Genomic DNA, 14,908 nt, shown 5'->3' with positions numbered 1-14,908 from the left:
TGTCATTAGTTTTTATAAATCTAGGGGTAGGTTGGGTTTCGTTCCTCAACCCAACACCAAGAATTCTTGATTTTGTTGGGTTTCACTATTAGGACTTACGCAAAATATTTCTGAAATTCTGATTTCTCCGTGTACTCTGCGCCTCTGCGGTTCGTTATTCCTAGTACTTACGCACTTTACAAATTGAGCATCATGTGGATATCAAGCTTATTAAGATAAAAGTCTTGCCCTGCCTCGTTCCCAGGCTCTGTCTGGGAATGTGATCACTGGGAGGCAGAGCCTCCCACAAGAGCATTACAAGGCTCTGCCTTGTAACGATAGTTGATGCACATTTGGTTATTTCTGTCAATGCGTAAGTCCTAGCTATTAGAGCAAATTGAGAACTTAGACGGCGCAATACACCTGCGCGATTGTGGCTATTATTAAAAGGAAAATAAAAACTATTTCTCTATTTTTACGCCTATTTGAGATTCAGAAGTTGAAGCAGATTTTGAAGCTTGAAATTATTCCAACTCAAAGCTACTGAAGTTTCAATAGTTAAATCTCCTTGTTTAAGGTTAGTAATCAAAGCAGAACCATTTTCAAGACTATAAAAAAGGTCATCTAAAAGCTGCAATTGATTTCGAGGAAGAGTATAGTAAACCTTATTATTTTCAATTCTAACCTCTTTTGGTAAAGCTCCATTCGGAAGTTTACCTCCCAAAAATGTTGTCCAACCTGCAATCAGGTAACGGTAAACTATCGATTCAGTCTCAAACTGAAGGGGTTTCAATAAGCGAAGTTCTCCTTCAAGGCGATCTTCATGAAGAGTTATTTTCTCAGGAGTAAAATGTAATTGCACTTGAATTTTCTTGTACTCTATTGTCGCAATAAGTCCCTCCTCAGAGTGTGGTTCTAAGCTTTTTAATTGCTCAACTCTAGATTCGGCTTGTTGACAGAGAAGTAAAACCATTTTTTTTGTCAAAGTCAACTGTTTAGCGCCTGAGCTAAACATAATGTATTCTTCTAGACTTCTTTTTAGAAATTGTCTAGACTGCTGAAACGTTGCTGTAATTTTGTTAAATACGCTCATCATGCTCTCCGAGGAATATTTAGGTTTCCATTTATAGTATTCCCATAAAATTTCGTAAAATCATCATGATCGGACGACGATTTTTTGAAGTTGGCTTTCCAAACTTATCTGATTTGATTGACAACAGATATATTCTGAATGCGCCATTTACCTTGTTGTCGAATTAGATCATACCGAACTCGCAAATTCTCATTAGAAGAGTTTTGAAACTGACCATTTTCATATAACTGCGACCCTTCCTTAACCGTAGCTTCCACTGCGGCACGCTCTGCAAATAAATCAATTTTCTCTACAGATTCCACCTTCAGGCTATGGTCATACTTGCGGTAGAGATTGTCTGACCTATACTGTTGAGCAGTCTGCCGCAATTGAGACAAAGCTGAACCAGTTAAAATCTGCTCTAAATTATTAATTTCATGATTCGGCCCGAAAACTGCGGCTTTGATAGATAGCCAAGTCCGAATGACTTCCTCTGCCGTTGCATCTGTTAAAGGACTATCTGATGATTGTGGTTTGCTTCGATCAGGAATAGATATTGGTGGTTGATTTATCTGTACAGACAACTCTAAACCAGGCGCAGGTGGTGTAGGGAAAAACAAATTTTTTAACCATCCAAAAGTTGTTGTAACTAACACCCAGAAAACTAATATACTCACCAAAGAAATAAACACCCTCCAGACCACTCGTGTTTTCCCTTCGATGGTGTTAGCAAAAGTTCGTCGCCGCCGGGGACGACGAGCATGAGGACGATTATCTGGTACACGCTCTCGGCTAGCAGATGGAGTCGGTTTTCTCCGCCGACGCTTTTGGTTATGAGCGGGTGCAGCAGTCTTAGCTGAACCGTTCAAATGGTTATTAGTGCCTCTGCTCATCCGTTCGGCGGTAGGAACATCTGATTTTACACTCCCCGATGAATTCCACATGGGTGATAACAAGTTTGAATATTCGGGTGTTTCTTTTGTTGGTGTTTCTGGCAAATCTAGGTCAGGTGTTCTGCTGTAATTAAATTGCCCAGAAGTCTTAGTTGAATTGTTGTGGAAACGGGGATTATTTGTCTGCGGCTGGGGAAAATGCTGGGGGTTAATTACAGCCCATTCATTAGTTGTTTCGGCATCCGTTGGCAGTGCTTCTAAATAAGCTTGCACCTGTTGGTTAGCAAAGTAATCTTTTAGGAAAGCTTGCTGGTTTGCTAAATCTCGAAAATGTGGAAATACTTCGTGTTGCAACCACTGTTCTGCATATAGACACAGCCCCGGTAACAAATCTGGAGAGTCCTGAGATTTTTCCCGAATAAAAGCTAAAGCTTCGTACTCCTGACTAAGTTCTAAAACACGAGTTGCTTCTTGGGTTTGTCCCAAGAGTAAGGCACATAGCGACTGTTCTAAATGTACATCTTGACGCTTGCCCAGACGCATGAGCATTTGTCTTGCTTGACGAATTAAAGCCGGTTGCCGTTGAGCAAATCCCCGTGCTATCAAGGCATAAACAGCTAAGTAAGTGGCAACAGCAGAAGGACGTTTGCTTTGGGCTTCAAATAACTTGTGCTGCTCTGCGACCGTTAAGTGGTTGCGTAACTGCTGGATAAATCGCAGAAAGTCATCTATATTTAAACCAGAGTCATCATTGCTCGTGCCATCAATCCCGCCACGATCTTCTAAGAGGTTTTGTAATAATTCCAAACCTTGGCGTCGTTCGGAAGTCTTCTCTTGAGGTAGTGCCAGCAACTCCAAAATTCGATATGGTCGCAATTTGTAAAGATCCGCCTGAATTTCCGCCTGGACACTGGAGAACAACCCTTCGCGGGCTAGCAGTTCTTGACCAGTTTCTAGGGATATGGCGGCATTTTCATAGTGACCTTGCTGCCACTGTTCGCGACCCAATTCTAGACAAGCAAGGGCTACAGTGAGAACAACATTTGGATGTTCAGCACTTTCGTCTATTTCTTCGTCTACTAAATTATTGCCTTTTCTTGCACTTGTAGCACTATTTTTATTTACCAGGTATGGACGACCTAGTTTTAGTACAAGTTCGTATTCCCCCAACTCTTGCAAAATTAATAAAGCGCCAACTAATTCGTCTTGGGTAATTTCGATGCCCAGACTCTGGGTGTTACTACCCCTTTTAGTGCTTTCTGTGCGATTTTCCAGTGCTACTGCGGCAGCAGCAAGGTTATCAGGGTCATAAGCGTGGGCAAGATAAAGCTGATCGTAGGTACTGCGTTGTTTTGGATCTGATAAAACCACGTAAGCTTCTTCTATGAGTTGTTTACGAGAAGAAATTGCAGCCTGAGAATACTCACGTCGTGGCAATTGGACAATGCGATCGCTGTATGCCTGTCGCAATTGTTCATCACTTGCCGCTAACGGGAGTCCTAAAATTCGGTAGTAATCTAGCGGAATTCGCACAGCCTACTTCCCCTGCACCGTGATCAACATAATTTACCTAGAGCTTTCCAGGCGTGTAAAACCGTGCCATAAGAACGCCGTGTAGAATTTACTCTATAAGTGTATATTGCAACAACTTGTTTTGTACCTTTCCGAAATTTTGAGTCACATTCTAGTACTAATTTTTTGCTTTCGCCTAGAAAGACTCAGTTTTTTGTCTTAATTCTTAGTATTTTTGTTTAACACAACTATTATCAGCCTTCGATAGCACAAACCATAACCACCGCTTTTAGTGACGACATAATTGTGGTTGCAAGAATCTATTGATGGTTGATTTTTTTGGGACTTTCCCAGCATGAGGTAACAAAAATACCACTATTGGGGGTTGACCCTGATAACATGAGAAAAAAATCATATCATAATTAACCTTTAATTACAATTACCTATTTGGGTATAGATATTTGGGTATAGAGATTTTTGCGTCCTTTTTTTAAAATTGTTAATGGATATGCAGAAAGCAGTCTATCTTAATTGCTAGTCTATGAAGGGGAATCGTGAGAGAAAAAACCCAAAACGGTAGATGTTGCCGTTAGAGTCAAATCCTCACGGGGCATGGGCTGAAAAGTTAAAAATCAAAAATTAAAAATTCAGCTATTCCCTAAGACCCTTTTTTGGTGCATAAATAAAGTTTGATTGTTGAGTCTTACAAACGCTAGCCTGTTAAAAGCTGAGGTGTTATCAGACCAATTTATTAAAGACCGTAACTTTAACTTGTACAACACGGATACTCAAAAATAATGGTTCAAGAGCGTACTTTACCCACATTTAATCCTGCTACTACGCATATTACTAAGGAAGAAGCGTTACGGTTGTATGAGGATATGGTATTAGGGCGCTTGTTTGAAGACAAGTGCGCTGAAATGTACTACAGGGGCAAAATGTTTGGTTTTGTCCATTTGTACAACGGTCAAGAAGCCGTTTGCAGTGGTGTTGTGCAGTCAATGCGACCGGGTGAAGATTACGTTTGTAGTACTTACCGCGACCACGTTCATGCTCTGAGTGCGGGTGTACCAGCAAAAGAGGTAATGGCAGAATTATTTGGCAAGGCCACAGGTTGCAGCAAAGGGCGCGGTGGTTCGATGCACATGTTTTCTGCGGAACATCGTTTGTTGGGTGGCTATGCTTTTGTGGCTGAGGGAATTCCTGTGGCAGCTGGAGCAGCTTTTCAAAGCAAATACCGCCGCGAAGTGCTGGGAGATGAAAGTGCTGACCAAGTAACGGCTTGCTTTTTTGGCGACGGTGCAGCTAACAACGGTCAGTTTTTCGAGACCCTAAATATGGCAGCCCTATGGAAACTGCCAATTTTGTTTGTGGTCGAAAATAATAAGTGGGCTATTGGGATGTCTCACGAGCGAGCGACTTCCCAGCCAGAGATTTATAAAAAAGCCAGTGTATTTAACATGGTGGGCGTGGAAGTAGATGGCATGGATGTACTAGCAGTACGAGCCGTGGCTCAAGAAGCTGTAGCCCGTGCCCGTGCAGGTGAAGGGCCAACATTAATTGAAGCACTTACTTACCGCTTCCGGGGTCACTCCTTAGCAGACCCAGATGAAATGCGAAGCAAAGCTGAGAAAGAATTTTGGTTCGCCCGTGACCCAATTAAGAAGTTGGCAGCTTATTTGCTGGAGCAAAACCTGGCGGATGAGCAAGAAATCAAAGCAATTGATCGTAAAATTCAGGATGTAATCGACGAAGCCGTTAAATTCGCCGAAGACAGCCCCGAACCAGACCCCAGCGAGTTATATCGTTTCGTGTTTGCAGAAGACGAGTAACAGAGTTAGGAGTTAGGAGTTATGAATTGTTAACTCCTAACTCCTAACTATCCCTATACCCAGGACTAGAATTTGTGTTTAGCATTGCAGTTCAACAGCAACAGTACAAGACCTACATTCTTTCTGATGAAGCCGCAGGTTCTCAGTTGGAAGTCGTACCAGAACGCGGTGGTATCATCACTCGTTGGCGCATTCAAGGGCAAGAGATTTTCTACCTGGACACTGAACGCTTTACTCATCCTGATTTGAGTGTCAGAGGTGGGAATCCGATTTTGTTTCCTATTTGTGGCAATCTACCAGATAATACTTACACTCACAACGGGCAACAATATACTCTCAAACAACACGGATTTGCCCGTGAATTGCCGTGGAAAGCAACAGAACAAGAAACTGGAGATAAAGCTAGTCTCACTGTCGTTCTTGATAGCAATGAGCAAACTAAAGCAGTTTATCCTTTTGATTTTCAGCTGGCTTTCACCTACGAACTTCAAGGTAATACCCTAGAAGTCCGCCAGCAGTATAAAAACTTGTCATCCACACCAATGCCCTTTTCGGCTGGTTTCCATCCCTACTTTCTGTGTGGTGATAAAACTCAGCTAGAGCTTGAAATTCCCTCGAAGCAGTATCAAGACAATCAAACTAAGGAAATTCACTCTTTTGACGGCAGTTTTGACTTTAGCCGTGATGAAATTGATTTTGCCTTTGGACAGCTAACGAGTCAATCGGCCACTGCGATAGACCACAGCCGGAAGTTAAAACTCACCTTGGATTATGATGATTTCTCTACCTACCTGGTATTTTGGACAGTCAAAGGCAAAGAATTCTACTGTCTAGAACCGTGGAGTGCCACCCGTAACTCTCTCAATACTGGTGATAACCTGACTGTGTTAGCATCAGGAGCTAGCCGCACAGCATCTGTAAGGTTGACTGCTAATTTTTTCTAAATCCCTTTACAAATCTACAGATGTCTATGCTATGATGGCAAAGTTGCGAAATGCAGCGAAAGGGTCGCTAACTCAACGGTAGAGTACTCGGCTTTTAACCGATTAGTTCCGGGTTCGAATCCCGGGCGACCCATATAGAAGTTTATTAAATGACATGAGAGGCCGATCGCTGATATTTTTAATTAAGGGAAGTGCGATCGCCTCTTGATGGTAAAATTTCACTAATTCCGTAGGCTAGGCATAATCTAATCCCAAATCCAAGGGTAAACAACGGTTAGTAAGCCAATCGGCATTCAAGTTGCATAATCAGGGTGGGCAAGACTTGGGCGTGAGGGCTACTTCGACCCTTGTCTACGAGACGCTGAACTTTGACCTAGCCATTGATAGCACAGCTATTTCCGCTAATTTCCAAATAATAGTAATAATTGCAGATTTAGATGACTTTTATGAAAAAATCTACCGCGCCCCCATAAACAATTAAGTAGCACTGGGAGCCTGGGGGACACCCATTTTGAGAGTGACATCTAAATCGTAGTCTTTGTAGATACCCGTGGCGTAGGCGCAGCCCGCACTTCTCTACGAGACGCTGCGCGTAGCTTGCTTCCCGTTCGCCCCTGGCGTCCCGTAGGGAAGGGTACGGCAAGTGTTACCCTGAGCTTGTCGAAAGGCTCAGTGACCATCGTAGACATCGCCTGGTAAAATCGATCTTGTTCTGCTTGTGCTATCCAGTTTGTACCAAACGTAACGTTATCCAACCGAAAACTCCTATTTAACGGTTGGTTGCTGTTAGTATAAGCAGCAATAACGCTACTACCAATCCAGATAAAACTGTATTGAATAAAATTGTGGCAACTAAGGCGATAAATTGCTGTTGATGAGAATGGATTCATAAGACAGTATAGTTGCCTCTTTTAACTGTCTTTGCTTGAATTCGCATCTAGGCAACTATCAGGATGCTTACCTGATAGCGTTTCTTTTCTACCAGATGCTAGGCGAACATTTTGAATTTTGAATGCCTGAATTTTGAATTGCTTATCTGCTGTTGTAGCTGAATCTAAATGTACATTCTAGAATCAACTTTTGATTCACTAGTGAATAGGGCTGAATTTCTAGAGCGCCTTGAAAAGCTCGGATCGCTTCCCCATACTCTCCTAGTGCTGCATAACACAAGCCCATACCATGAAGCGCCCCAAAATGTATTGGATTTATCTGCACAACCATCTGACAATCTGTCAGAGATTTTTGATAATCACCAACACTGTAATAGAGGAAAGCACGGCGATTCCAGGCTTCGGCAAAATCTGGCTGTTCTTTGATTAGTGCCGTCAGCGCTGTTTCAGCTTGAGTAATTTCACCTGCATCCAGTAACTTTTGACTGCGATCAATTATTTCCAGCCCATAGATTCCCTTTTGCTGAAACCAGATTCGCCAGATTTTTCTAGTTGCCTTTTCGCGGACTGTGGCATCCGGGTTTTTCAACTCTTCAAGTAAGGAATTAATAGATAAAGAATCCATGAAGTTGACATCAGTGAATATACCTTTGTATTAACCTTCTCACAAAATATATCTATTAAATCATTTTTAAAGTCATCTTTAAATTTGCGGTGATTAATTGCTAATTATGATGAATTTCCTGATGTAAAAAAATAGCGTTGTTTAATTTTGAGTATCTGTCTGATTTCCTATTTTATTTTTGAATTGTTAATTAATCCACGTTCCCTTTCTGGCATACTAGATGTGCCCCTGTATACCGCCGCCATTGATGACTATTTGGATGAACATCGCTATATTATTCCTGGGTTGAGAAATGCAGGCGATGCCCTTCTCTACGAGACCGAAGGGTACGGCGCAGGCTCAGGGTAAGACCTGCGGCGGGCTACGCCTACGGTTGTTTGGCACAAAATAAGCTCAGGTAGCATTACCACAAATTGATCAGGTTTCAAGTAACTGACGTGCAAATGCGATCGCCTCTGTTGGTGTTGAGACTTTCCCCTCAGCTTGTGCTACACCAATTTCTCTCAACAGTTGGCCAATGATTGCTGAAGCTGGAATATCTAATGCTATAATCAACTCCTTCCCGCTCACTAGTGCAGTGGGATGAGCGACCAGATCATCAGGGTTCAGGTAGCGGTTAATCAAAGGCGCCAAGACTTGGCAAGCCCTTGCTTTGGTTTGCTCTGTTGTAGCAACTGCGGTGTGTAGTGGCTTGTCACCAGACATCGCCTCTACCAAATTATCAACTGCCACAGCTAGCACTGCCGCAGCAGGAAACACCATATCTGCGTCATGGAACAAAAAGTATTGTTCTCGCAACGACATATCGACTACTTGAAACTGCGGTAATAGTTTCAGAGCAGTGGTTACACCCCGGATTTCGGCACGACTATAGGTTAGTTCCTGTAGCTCTATTTCTGCTAATTCTGGATTTGGGTTGACAAGACAAGCAAGTTTGGCAATACCTAACCAAGTGGTTTTGATGCGATCGCGGACATACTCTTGTAATTGTGTCCCTAATTGTGGCCAATTTTGGGTGAGTAAGGCAGCTGCATTGTCAACTGCTGCTAGTTTGATCAAGCTTTCACGGGTGGCGTTTTTGAAGAAAAGGGCAATTAAACCATCTTCCCAAGCACTTGTAATCCAAGGAGTACCCTGAGAATTTGCTAGCAGATAGCCAATTTCTACCCTAACTCGTTCGGCTGCAACTTTGCTGATATGTGATGCCAAAGAACGAATTGCGGCTTGGGTAGCTGGCTCAATCGTAAAACCTAGTTGGGCGGCTTGGCGATAACCTCGCATTAACCGCAAAGGGTCATCTTCTAGGTTCGCGGGTGATACCATTCGCAAAATGCCCTGTTGTAAGTCTATACAACCTTGCAAAGGATCGATAACTTCTTGCGTATGGGGATTATAGGCGATCGCATTTACTGTAAAATCTCGTCTGTGCAAGTCAACTTCTAAACTATTTCCTTCCTGTTGGGCAAAGTCAGCTGTAGCGTGGGGAAAAACCACACGAGCAATTTGTCGTTTGGCATCGAGTAACACAAAACCAGCTTTGTAATGATGAGCGATCGCTCTTGCTACCTTTACTGCCTTAGATGGTATAACAAAATCTAAATCCAGATATTCGCGAGTTCTGCCAAGGATAGCATCCCGGACAGCGCCACCTACCATGTAAGCCGGTTGTGGCAGCCATTCCAAGCTAAAAGGCCAATTTTCGGGAGCTAGGGTAGAAAGAACTGATTCCTGCATTGTAATAAAAATCAACCCAGCAACTCATGAATAACAGTTGGGCTTAAGCTAGATTAACAATAAAGGCGTCTGGAGTTGGTTCTATTATGTGTATTTGCGTGAACTGCCACTATGTAGACAGCTGTTTTACCTATCATGCCGTAGAAGGGCAGCACCAACAGCCTCACTTGACCGAAACACCAAATTTTGATCCGAATGAACCTTCTATCAATGTCAACATTCGGACTAAAGAGGATGTAATTGAAATGGAATGGGATGTTGTTGGTTGTCTCAGCTTTAAGCGGGAAACGGGTAAGTGGTCGAAATTGCGTCCTGGTGAATTAGTGCCGACTTGAGAGAAAATGATTGCTGCATCTCAAAGGTAACTACTGCACCAAACAGCAGTAGTCGTAAATATTTTTGTCACTAACTATAAGGGTAACTTTACCCGCATTTCTCACAACTGAGAAATGCGGGTAAAAAAATTTGTACTGTCGTTTGCCTTCTTCTACCCCGTCCACAGCCCCACCTGAATCAGCCATTCCTGCATTAATTTTTAATTAATCTTTACTTAAAGATAGCTTAATCATTAGGCATAGATAATGAGGAAGTGAAAAAAAATACAATATCCCTCAGTAAATATTGTCTCTAGTAGGAATACTGATATGCTCAAGAGAAATCTCATTTTGTTCTTGTTAGCGTCATTTTTTACTGCCCCCGCCGCCAACGCAGAGGTTAAGCTGGTTGCAATTGGGAGCCTGAGTGGTAAAATCAGCGATCTCTCCAGAAAAACCTCCGCTCCGCTCGAAAGTGGTGTTCCGGGAAACCTCCTTGGTGGTTTTGGGTCAGGATTAGCCTACGCTGGACGTAACACCTTCATCGCCATCCCAGATCGGGGTCCGAATGCCAAGGTATACAATAGCGCTGTGGATAACACAACATCCTATATCAACCGCTTCCAAACCATCAGTCTGAAACTCGTACCAAGCCGCCTTGGTTCAGCTTTGCCTTTTACTCTTACTCCTTCTCTAATTGATACGACCCTGCTATCGAGCAAGAAACCTCTCTACTACGGTACTGGGGTAGGACTGGGAGTGCCTAGCGGTGTCCCGGCGCTGAATGCCAAGAATACCTACTATTTCACTGGACGCTCAGACAACTTCGACCCGAACCAGATATCGACCTATCCCAATGATGCCCGCTTCGATCCTGAAGGCGTGCGTGTATCCAATGATGGTGAATCCATCTTTATCTCTGATGAATATGGCCCCTATGTCTATCAATTCAACCGCGAGACAGGTAAGCGCATCAAGGTCTTTACACTCAATAGCAAGTTTGCAGTCAAAAAGCTAAATCCTGTTGGTGATACAGAGATTAGCAGTAACACGTCTGGACGTGTTGCGAACAAGGGTATGGAAGGTCTGGCGATTACCCCTAATGGCAAGACTCTAGTCGGTATCATGCAGAGTCCGTTGCTTCAGGACGGTGGTACTAATGGCGCTTACACCAGAATTGTTAAGATCGACATTGCAACAGGTGCCACCCAGGAATACGCCTATCAGCTAGATAATATCGGCACCGCAGCTAAACCGAAATACCCGACAGTAAGTGAGATTTTGGCCATCAGCGATCGCCAATTCCTAGTAGACGAGCGAGATGGGAAGGGGTTGGGCGACGGCTCTCAAGCTGCCTTCAAGAAGATATACCGTATCGATCTGACTAATGCTCAAGAAGTAAGCAATATCACCGGGGAAAAGAACCTTGCTGGTAAGGCAGTTAGCAAAACCCTGTTCCTCGATGTCGTAGCTACGCTGACTAAGAATGGGATTAAAACAGAGGACATACCTGCCAAGCTTGAAGGTTTAGCTTTCGGGCCAGATGTGGTTATCAACCGCGTGATCAAGCATACGCTTTTCATCGCCAACGATAACGACTTCGTTGGTACCATCGCGCCGGACACTTACCATCCAGCAGGCATCGACAACCCAAACAAGTTTTTCGTCTTTGCAATTGACACCACCGACCTCCCAGGCTTCGTACCCCAGAAGATTAAAGGAGGGGGATGAATTTCCAGGGTTTCGGGAAAGAGAATGATAGAAGTTGCGTCCTGGTGAATTAGTGCCGACTTGACAAGTCAACAGTAATATGTTATTTTCATGCCCATTAATAACAGAACCTTGACAATTCAATACCAAGTTTCCTAGTGAAAGCAAAAGTATTTATTTTGACTTTGCACACTTAATTTTTTCGAGGGGGTGTAGCGATCGCTCAAACCTTGATTCTTTCGTTGACCCCCTCGACAAGCTGCTGTGTAAGCGTTTGAGGGAATGTGCAGTTACATTTTTGTCAATAATTTAGGCTTATTGATAAATAAATTAGACCCCCTCGAAAACGACCCTTGAAGAGCAGTCACAGTAAGGGTTCTAGAAGGGTGGGGTTTCTTCAATCACTTCCCCTCACGGGGATGGAAACATCTCAATTTAAGAATCTTGATACAGGTAATAGAATTAAAGGTTTCTTCAATCACTTCCCCTCACGGGGATGGAAACCGCCGCAGTCAAACTCAAAACGCTGAGTATTCCTAAGTTTCTTCAATCACTTCCCCTCACGGGGATGGAAACATTATGGCTTCTACAATTCGCCCAATCTTTGTTGGCAGTTTCTTTAATCACTTCCCCTCACGGGGATGGAAACCCATAAGCTAATCCTGCTGAGTCATAGTAATCTTTAAAGTTTCTTCAATCACTTCCCCTCACGGGGATAGAAACCTTGATCTTCTTCTCTTGGGGCATGATTAATTCCTAAAGGGCATCACCGTGCCAAAACGGGTTGCATTGTAGGCTTGTATATTGAACTGACTTTTCACGGTATGTGGAAAAGTCAGAGGGTGTGGGGTGTTTGTTTGTTGCGATCGCTTGCTCAATAGCAGTTGCTGGTATAGCTGTCTCTATCACTTTTAGCACATCGTTGCTTTGTTCTGGCGATCGCACTGCCTCTGCCATTTGAGTAAAAGTTTCCGGCAGCACACCACACAAACGATCTGGCAACCACTAAAGCCGGAATTACCCCAGCCGCCCCACCAATAACGATATTCTGGGTGCTGTGACGTTTTAGCCAGTGGGTGTAGACCAAAATATAAAAGACGATGCCAGAAAAAGCTAATAGGGCGGCTAACAGATTGGCAAATACTGCATAAAAAAATATCCCAAAACTAACGCAAAAATCCTCTCTATTTCTCCTCTCTGCGTCTGGAGTGGTTCGTTTATTTAGATAATTTATTTCTTGGAAATCCCTAAGAATATTCGTAGCGATCGCAAAAATTGCTGACTCAAGTCTTTACAATCTGCTAATCGTTTGGGTGACACCATCTTTTACAAATTATTGCCCAATCAGTCCTTGTTGCGATCGCGCACTTAATACGAATTATTTAATACACCGTACTAGGTTCATTTAATGTTCATTTAATCTTCTTTTAACTTTTCTGAAATTACTATTAAAATACGGTTAGTTGATTTACTTCTAGTCTCTTTTTAAACCTTTAAAAGGTAAGTGTGCTGATGCTCAAGACTCACGACCCTACACAAATCCTGATTCTGTTAATTGGGGGTTGCACGCTGCTTCTCTATGGTGTGAAACAAGTTACGGATGCAATGGAGCGGGTCTTGGGTTCACGTCTGCGGCTTGCCATGATGACGCTGGCGAAGCGACCAATAGCAGCTTTTGTGTCAGGTATGATCGTAACAATGCTAACCCAAAGCTCCACAGCAACTGCCTCGGTGATTGTGGGACTAGTCAGCGCCCAGTTGGTGCCATTAGCAACAGCAACGATCATCCTACAGGGATCTGCCGTTGGTTCTACATTGGTAGTACAATTACTGGCTTTCCACATCACTGACTATGCACAAGAGTTCCTGGGTCTAGCGGCAGCGTTTGCTTTGTTGACCCGACGCAAGGCTCTGCGGGATCTTGGGCGTGGCGTATTCAGTTTTGGATTGGTGTTGCAGGGTTTGGCGATGATTGACGCCAGTAGTGCCTCTATTGCCGATAGTTCCATTACGAATGAGATTATGAAGGTACTTTCCCAATCTCCTCTGGTGTTGATACTACTAGGGATGCTGCTGGCAGCTGTGTTTGTCTCCAGCATCGCGGCGATTGGAATCGTAATGGTGCTGGCTGGGGCACACGCCCTCCCACTGGAAGCTGCTCTGGCAGTAACACTGGGTGCAAATATCGGTACAACACTGATGCCGTTACTCACTGCATTGAACCGAGGCAGCATCGTCGCACGCCGACTAGGATTCATCTATGTTGGCACCAGGCTAGCTGGGGTAGCATTGGCGTTGGCATTGTTAAATCCCTTGGCGGTGTTATTGACTCGTCTGCTACCCAATCCATCAACACAAGTAGCATTGGCACACCTGGGATTCAACTTGATTTTGGCGATCGTTTTTGTCCCACTAGCAAATTCACTTGCAGACTTCGCTACTAGACTGCTACCAGAACCTGAAGCCGAAAAGAAACTGAGTGTGCGCTATCTTGATCCCAATGCATTGACATTACCTGCCGTCGCACTCGGTCAAGCAATGCGCGAAATTCTGCGGATGGCAGATTTCGCAACAGAGATGCTACAGCTTAGTATTCAGGCGTTTGAAGACGGGACGAAAGATTTGCCTAAACAAATTGGGGCACTCGATAACCAGCTTGACGATCTGGAAACTGCCATCAAGCATTACCTAATTCAACTCAATGATGAATTGCTGACGGAGGAACAGTGGCAACGGGAGTTGACATTGCTTCATATCAGTACGGAGTTAGAGGCAATTGGCGACATCATCGATCGACAAATCATGCGATTAGCTAGACGCAAACGACGCAAGCAAATTACTTTTTCTCCGCAAGAGTGGAACGACATTGTTACTTACCACGGCGATGTCCTGGCACTGCTGCAACAAACACTGACAGGGCTGGCTGCACAAGACCCAACTATCGCAGATGCAGTCTTGTCCCAACGCCAGTCGCTCAACCAAATTAAACGGGAAATTTATCTACGGCATCACCAGCATCTGAGTTCAGGAAATTCTGTGAGTCTTAATGCCAGTTCCATTCATTTGGAGATGGTTAATGCGATAAGTCGTATTCTCTCCCATACCTGTAGTATTGCTCGTGTTATCGAAACAGAATTCAGGAGTGAGGAGTCAACCCCTTCTCTGCGAGACGCTACGCGAACGGGGAATTCAAAATTCAAAATTATTAATTCAAAATTAAAGACAATCAGTGGGGGCTTGAACCCACCACTGATTGTAGACCAGTGAATTTTATTCAGTGGGGGCTTTGACTCGAAGGATAATTAATTCAAAATTATTCTTATTCTTCCTAACAGAATTTTGAATTCAAAAAAAGTAACTTGTTGACAGGTTTGAGCCGAAGAAGGAGCGTTCGCCTATGCGC

The 14,908-nt window shown here is 43.6% G+C and carries 11 protein-coding genes, 1 tRNA gene and 1 pseudogene; 6 read left to right on the top strand and 7 right to left on the bottom strand.

Going from position 1 to position 14,908, the window contains the following annotated elements; all coding sequences use genetic code 11:
* Positions 1-460 precede the first annotated feature (460 nt).
* Together V7L05_RS13680 and V7L05_RS13675 are read right to left on the bottom strand one after the other, a co-directional pair.
* Complete coding sequence (locus V7L05_RS13680; RefSeq protein WP_335164671.1) at positions 461-1,075, bottom strand: hypothetical protein; 615 nt, start codon at positions 1,073-1,075, stop codon at positions 461-463.
* 101 nt (positions 1,076-1,176) lie between these two features.
* A complete protein-coding gene (locus tag V7L05_RS13675; RefSeq protein ID WP_335164670.1) occupies positions 1,177-3,477 on the bottom strand; it encodes an IMS domain-containing protein in 2,301 nt (766 codons plus the stop codon).
* A gap of 776 nt (positions 3,478-4,253) precedes the next feature.
* Here V7L05_RS13675 and pdhA point away from each other — a divergent pair.
* The 3 genes from pdhA (at position 4,254) to V7L05_RS13660 (ending at position 6,365) form a co-directional block, all read left to right on the top strand.
* Positions 4,254-5,288 carry a pyruvate dehydrogenase (acetyl-transferring) E1 component subunit alpha gene (pdhA, locus tag V7L05_RS13670; RefSeq protein ID WP_335164669.1) on the top strand — a complete coding sequence of 345 codons (1,035 nt, stop codon included), beginning with the start codon at positions 4,254-4,256 and terminating at the stop codon, positions 5,286-5,288.
* A gap of 74 nt (positions 5,289-5,362) precedes the next feature.
* Positions 5,363-6,232: an aldose epimerase family protein gene (locus tag V7L05_RS13665; RefSeq protein ID WP_335164668.1), complete on the top strand. Its 870-nt coding sequence runs from the start codon at positions 5,363-5,365 to the stop codon at positions 6,230-6,232.
* 61 nt (positions 6,233-6,293) lie between these two features.
* Positions 6,294-6,365: transfer RNA gene (locus V7L05_RS13660), tRNA-Lys, on the top strand.
* A 391-nt stretch (positions 6,366-6,756) separates the two neighbouring features.
* Here V7L05_RS13660 and V7L05_RS13655 read toward each other — a convergent pair.
* The 3 genes from V7L05_RS13655 to V7L05_RS13645 all read right to left on the bottom strand — a co-directional run bounded on the left by V7L05_RS13655 (position 6,757) and on the right by V7L05_RS13645 (position 9,481).
* Entirely contained in the window at positions 6,757-7,122 is a 366-nt protein-coding gene (locus tag V7L05_RS13655) for a hypothetical protein (RefSeq protein ID WP_335164667.1), read from the bottom strand.
* 142 nt (positions 7,123-7,264) lie between these two features.
* Complete coding sequence (locus tag V7L05_RS13650; protein WP_334953114.1) at positions 7,265-7,747, bottom strand: tetratricopeptide repeat protein; 483 nt, start codon at positions 7,745-7,747, stop codon at positions 7,265-7,267.
* Between the two features lie 417 nt (positions 7,748-8,164).
* Positions 8,165-9,481: a CCA tRNA nucleotidyltransferase gene (locus V7L05_RS13645; protein WP_335164666.1), complete on the bottom strand. Its 1,317-nt coding sequence runs from the start codon at positions 9,479-9,481 to the stop codon at positions 8,165-8,167.
* A gap of 86 nt (positions 9,482-9,567) precedes the next feature.
* Between V7L05_RS13645 and V7L05_RS13640 the strand changes: the two genes are divergently transcribed.
* Entirely contained in the window at positions 9,568-9,816 is a 249-nt protein-coding gene (locus tag V7L05_RS13640) for a Ycf34 family protein (protein WP_292790237.1), read from the top strand.
* Between the two features lie 309 nt (positions 9,817-10,125).
* Complete coding sequence (locus tag V7L05_RS13635; RefSeq protein ID WP_335164665.1) at positions 10,126-11,526, top strand: esterase-like activity of phytase family protein; 1,401 nt, start codon at positions 10,126-10,128, stop codon at positions 11,524-11,526.
* Positions 11,527-12,261: 735 nt separating this feature from the next.
* On the opposite strand, the gene V7L05_RS13630 is transcribed toward V7L05_RS13635, so the two are convergent.
* Positions 12,262-12,507 carry a hypothetical protein gene (locus V7L05_RS13630; RefSeq protein ID WP_335164664.1) on the bottom strand — a complete coding sequence of 82 codons (246 nt, stop codon included), beginning with the start codon at positions 12,505-12,507 and terminating at the stop codon, positions 12,262-12,264.
* Between the two features lies 1 nt (position 12,508).
* A pseudogene (locus V7L05_RS34690) lies at positions 12,509-12,652 on the bottom strand (UbiA family prenyltransferase); the annotation flags it as partial.
* 365 nt (positions 12,653-13,017) lie between these two features.
* Between V7L05_RS34690 and V7L05_RS13620 the strand changes: the two are divergent.
* The gene (locus V7L05_RS13620; RefSeq protein ID WP_335164663.1) at positions 13,018-14,772 is read left to right on the top strand and encodes a Na/Pi cotransporter family protein; all 1,755 of its coding nucleotides are present in this window, start codon (positions 13,018-13,020) and stop codon (positions 14,770-14,772) included.
* Positions 14,773-14,908: the final 136 nt, after the last annotated feature.

Source organism: Nostoc sp. (assembly GCF_036917755.1).
GTDB lineage: Bacteria > Cyanobacteriota > Cyanobacteriia > Cyanobacteriales > Nostocaceae > Nostoc.
The sequence above is the reverse complement of the archived record's forward strand: the minus strand, read 5'-3'. Positions and strand labels throughout refer to the sequence as shown.

Excerpts from the sequence above, each read along its gene's own strand:
- V7L05_RS13620 (WP_335164663.1), top strand. The coding sequence starts at position 13,018 with ATGCTCAAGACTCACGACCCTACACAAATCCTGATTCTGTTAATTGGG.
- V7L05_RS13650 (WP_334953114.1), bottom strand. The coding sequence starts at position 7,747 with ATGGATTCTTTATCTATTAATTCCTTACTTGAAGAGTTGAAAAACCCG.
- V7L05_RS13655 (WP_335164667.1), bottom strand. The coding sequence starts at position 7,122 with ATGAATCCATTCTCATCAACAGCAATTTATCGCCTTAGTTGCCACAAT.
- V7L05_RS13680 (WP_335164671.1), bottom strand. The coding sequence starts at position 1,075 with ATGATGAGCGTATTTAACAAAATTACAGCAACGTTTCAGCAGTCTAGA.
- V7L05_RS13640 (WP_292790237.1), top strand. The coding sequence starts at position 9,568 with ATGTGTATTTGCGTGAACTGCCACTATGTAGACAGCTGTTTTACCTAT.
- pdhA (WP_335164669.1), top strand. The coding sequence starts at position 4,254 with ATGGTTCAAGAGCGTACTTTACCCACATTTAATCCTGCTACTACGCAT.
- V7L05_RS13645 (WP_335164666.1), bottom strand. The coding sequence starts at position 9,481 with ATGCAGGAATCAGTTCTTTCTACCCTAGCTCCCGAAAATTGGCCTTTT.
- V7L05_RS13635 (WP_335164665.1), top strand. The coding sequence starts at position 10,126 with ATGCTCAAGAGAAATCTCATTTTGTTCTTGTTAGCGTCATTTTTTACT.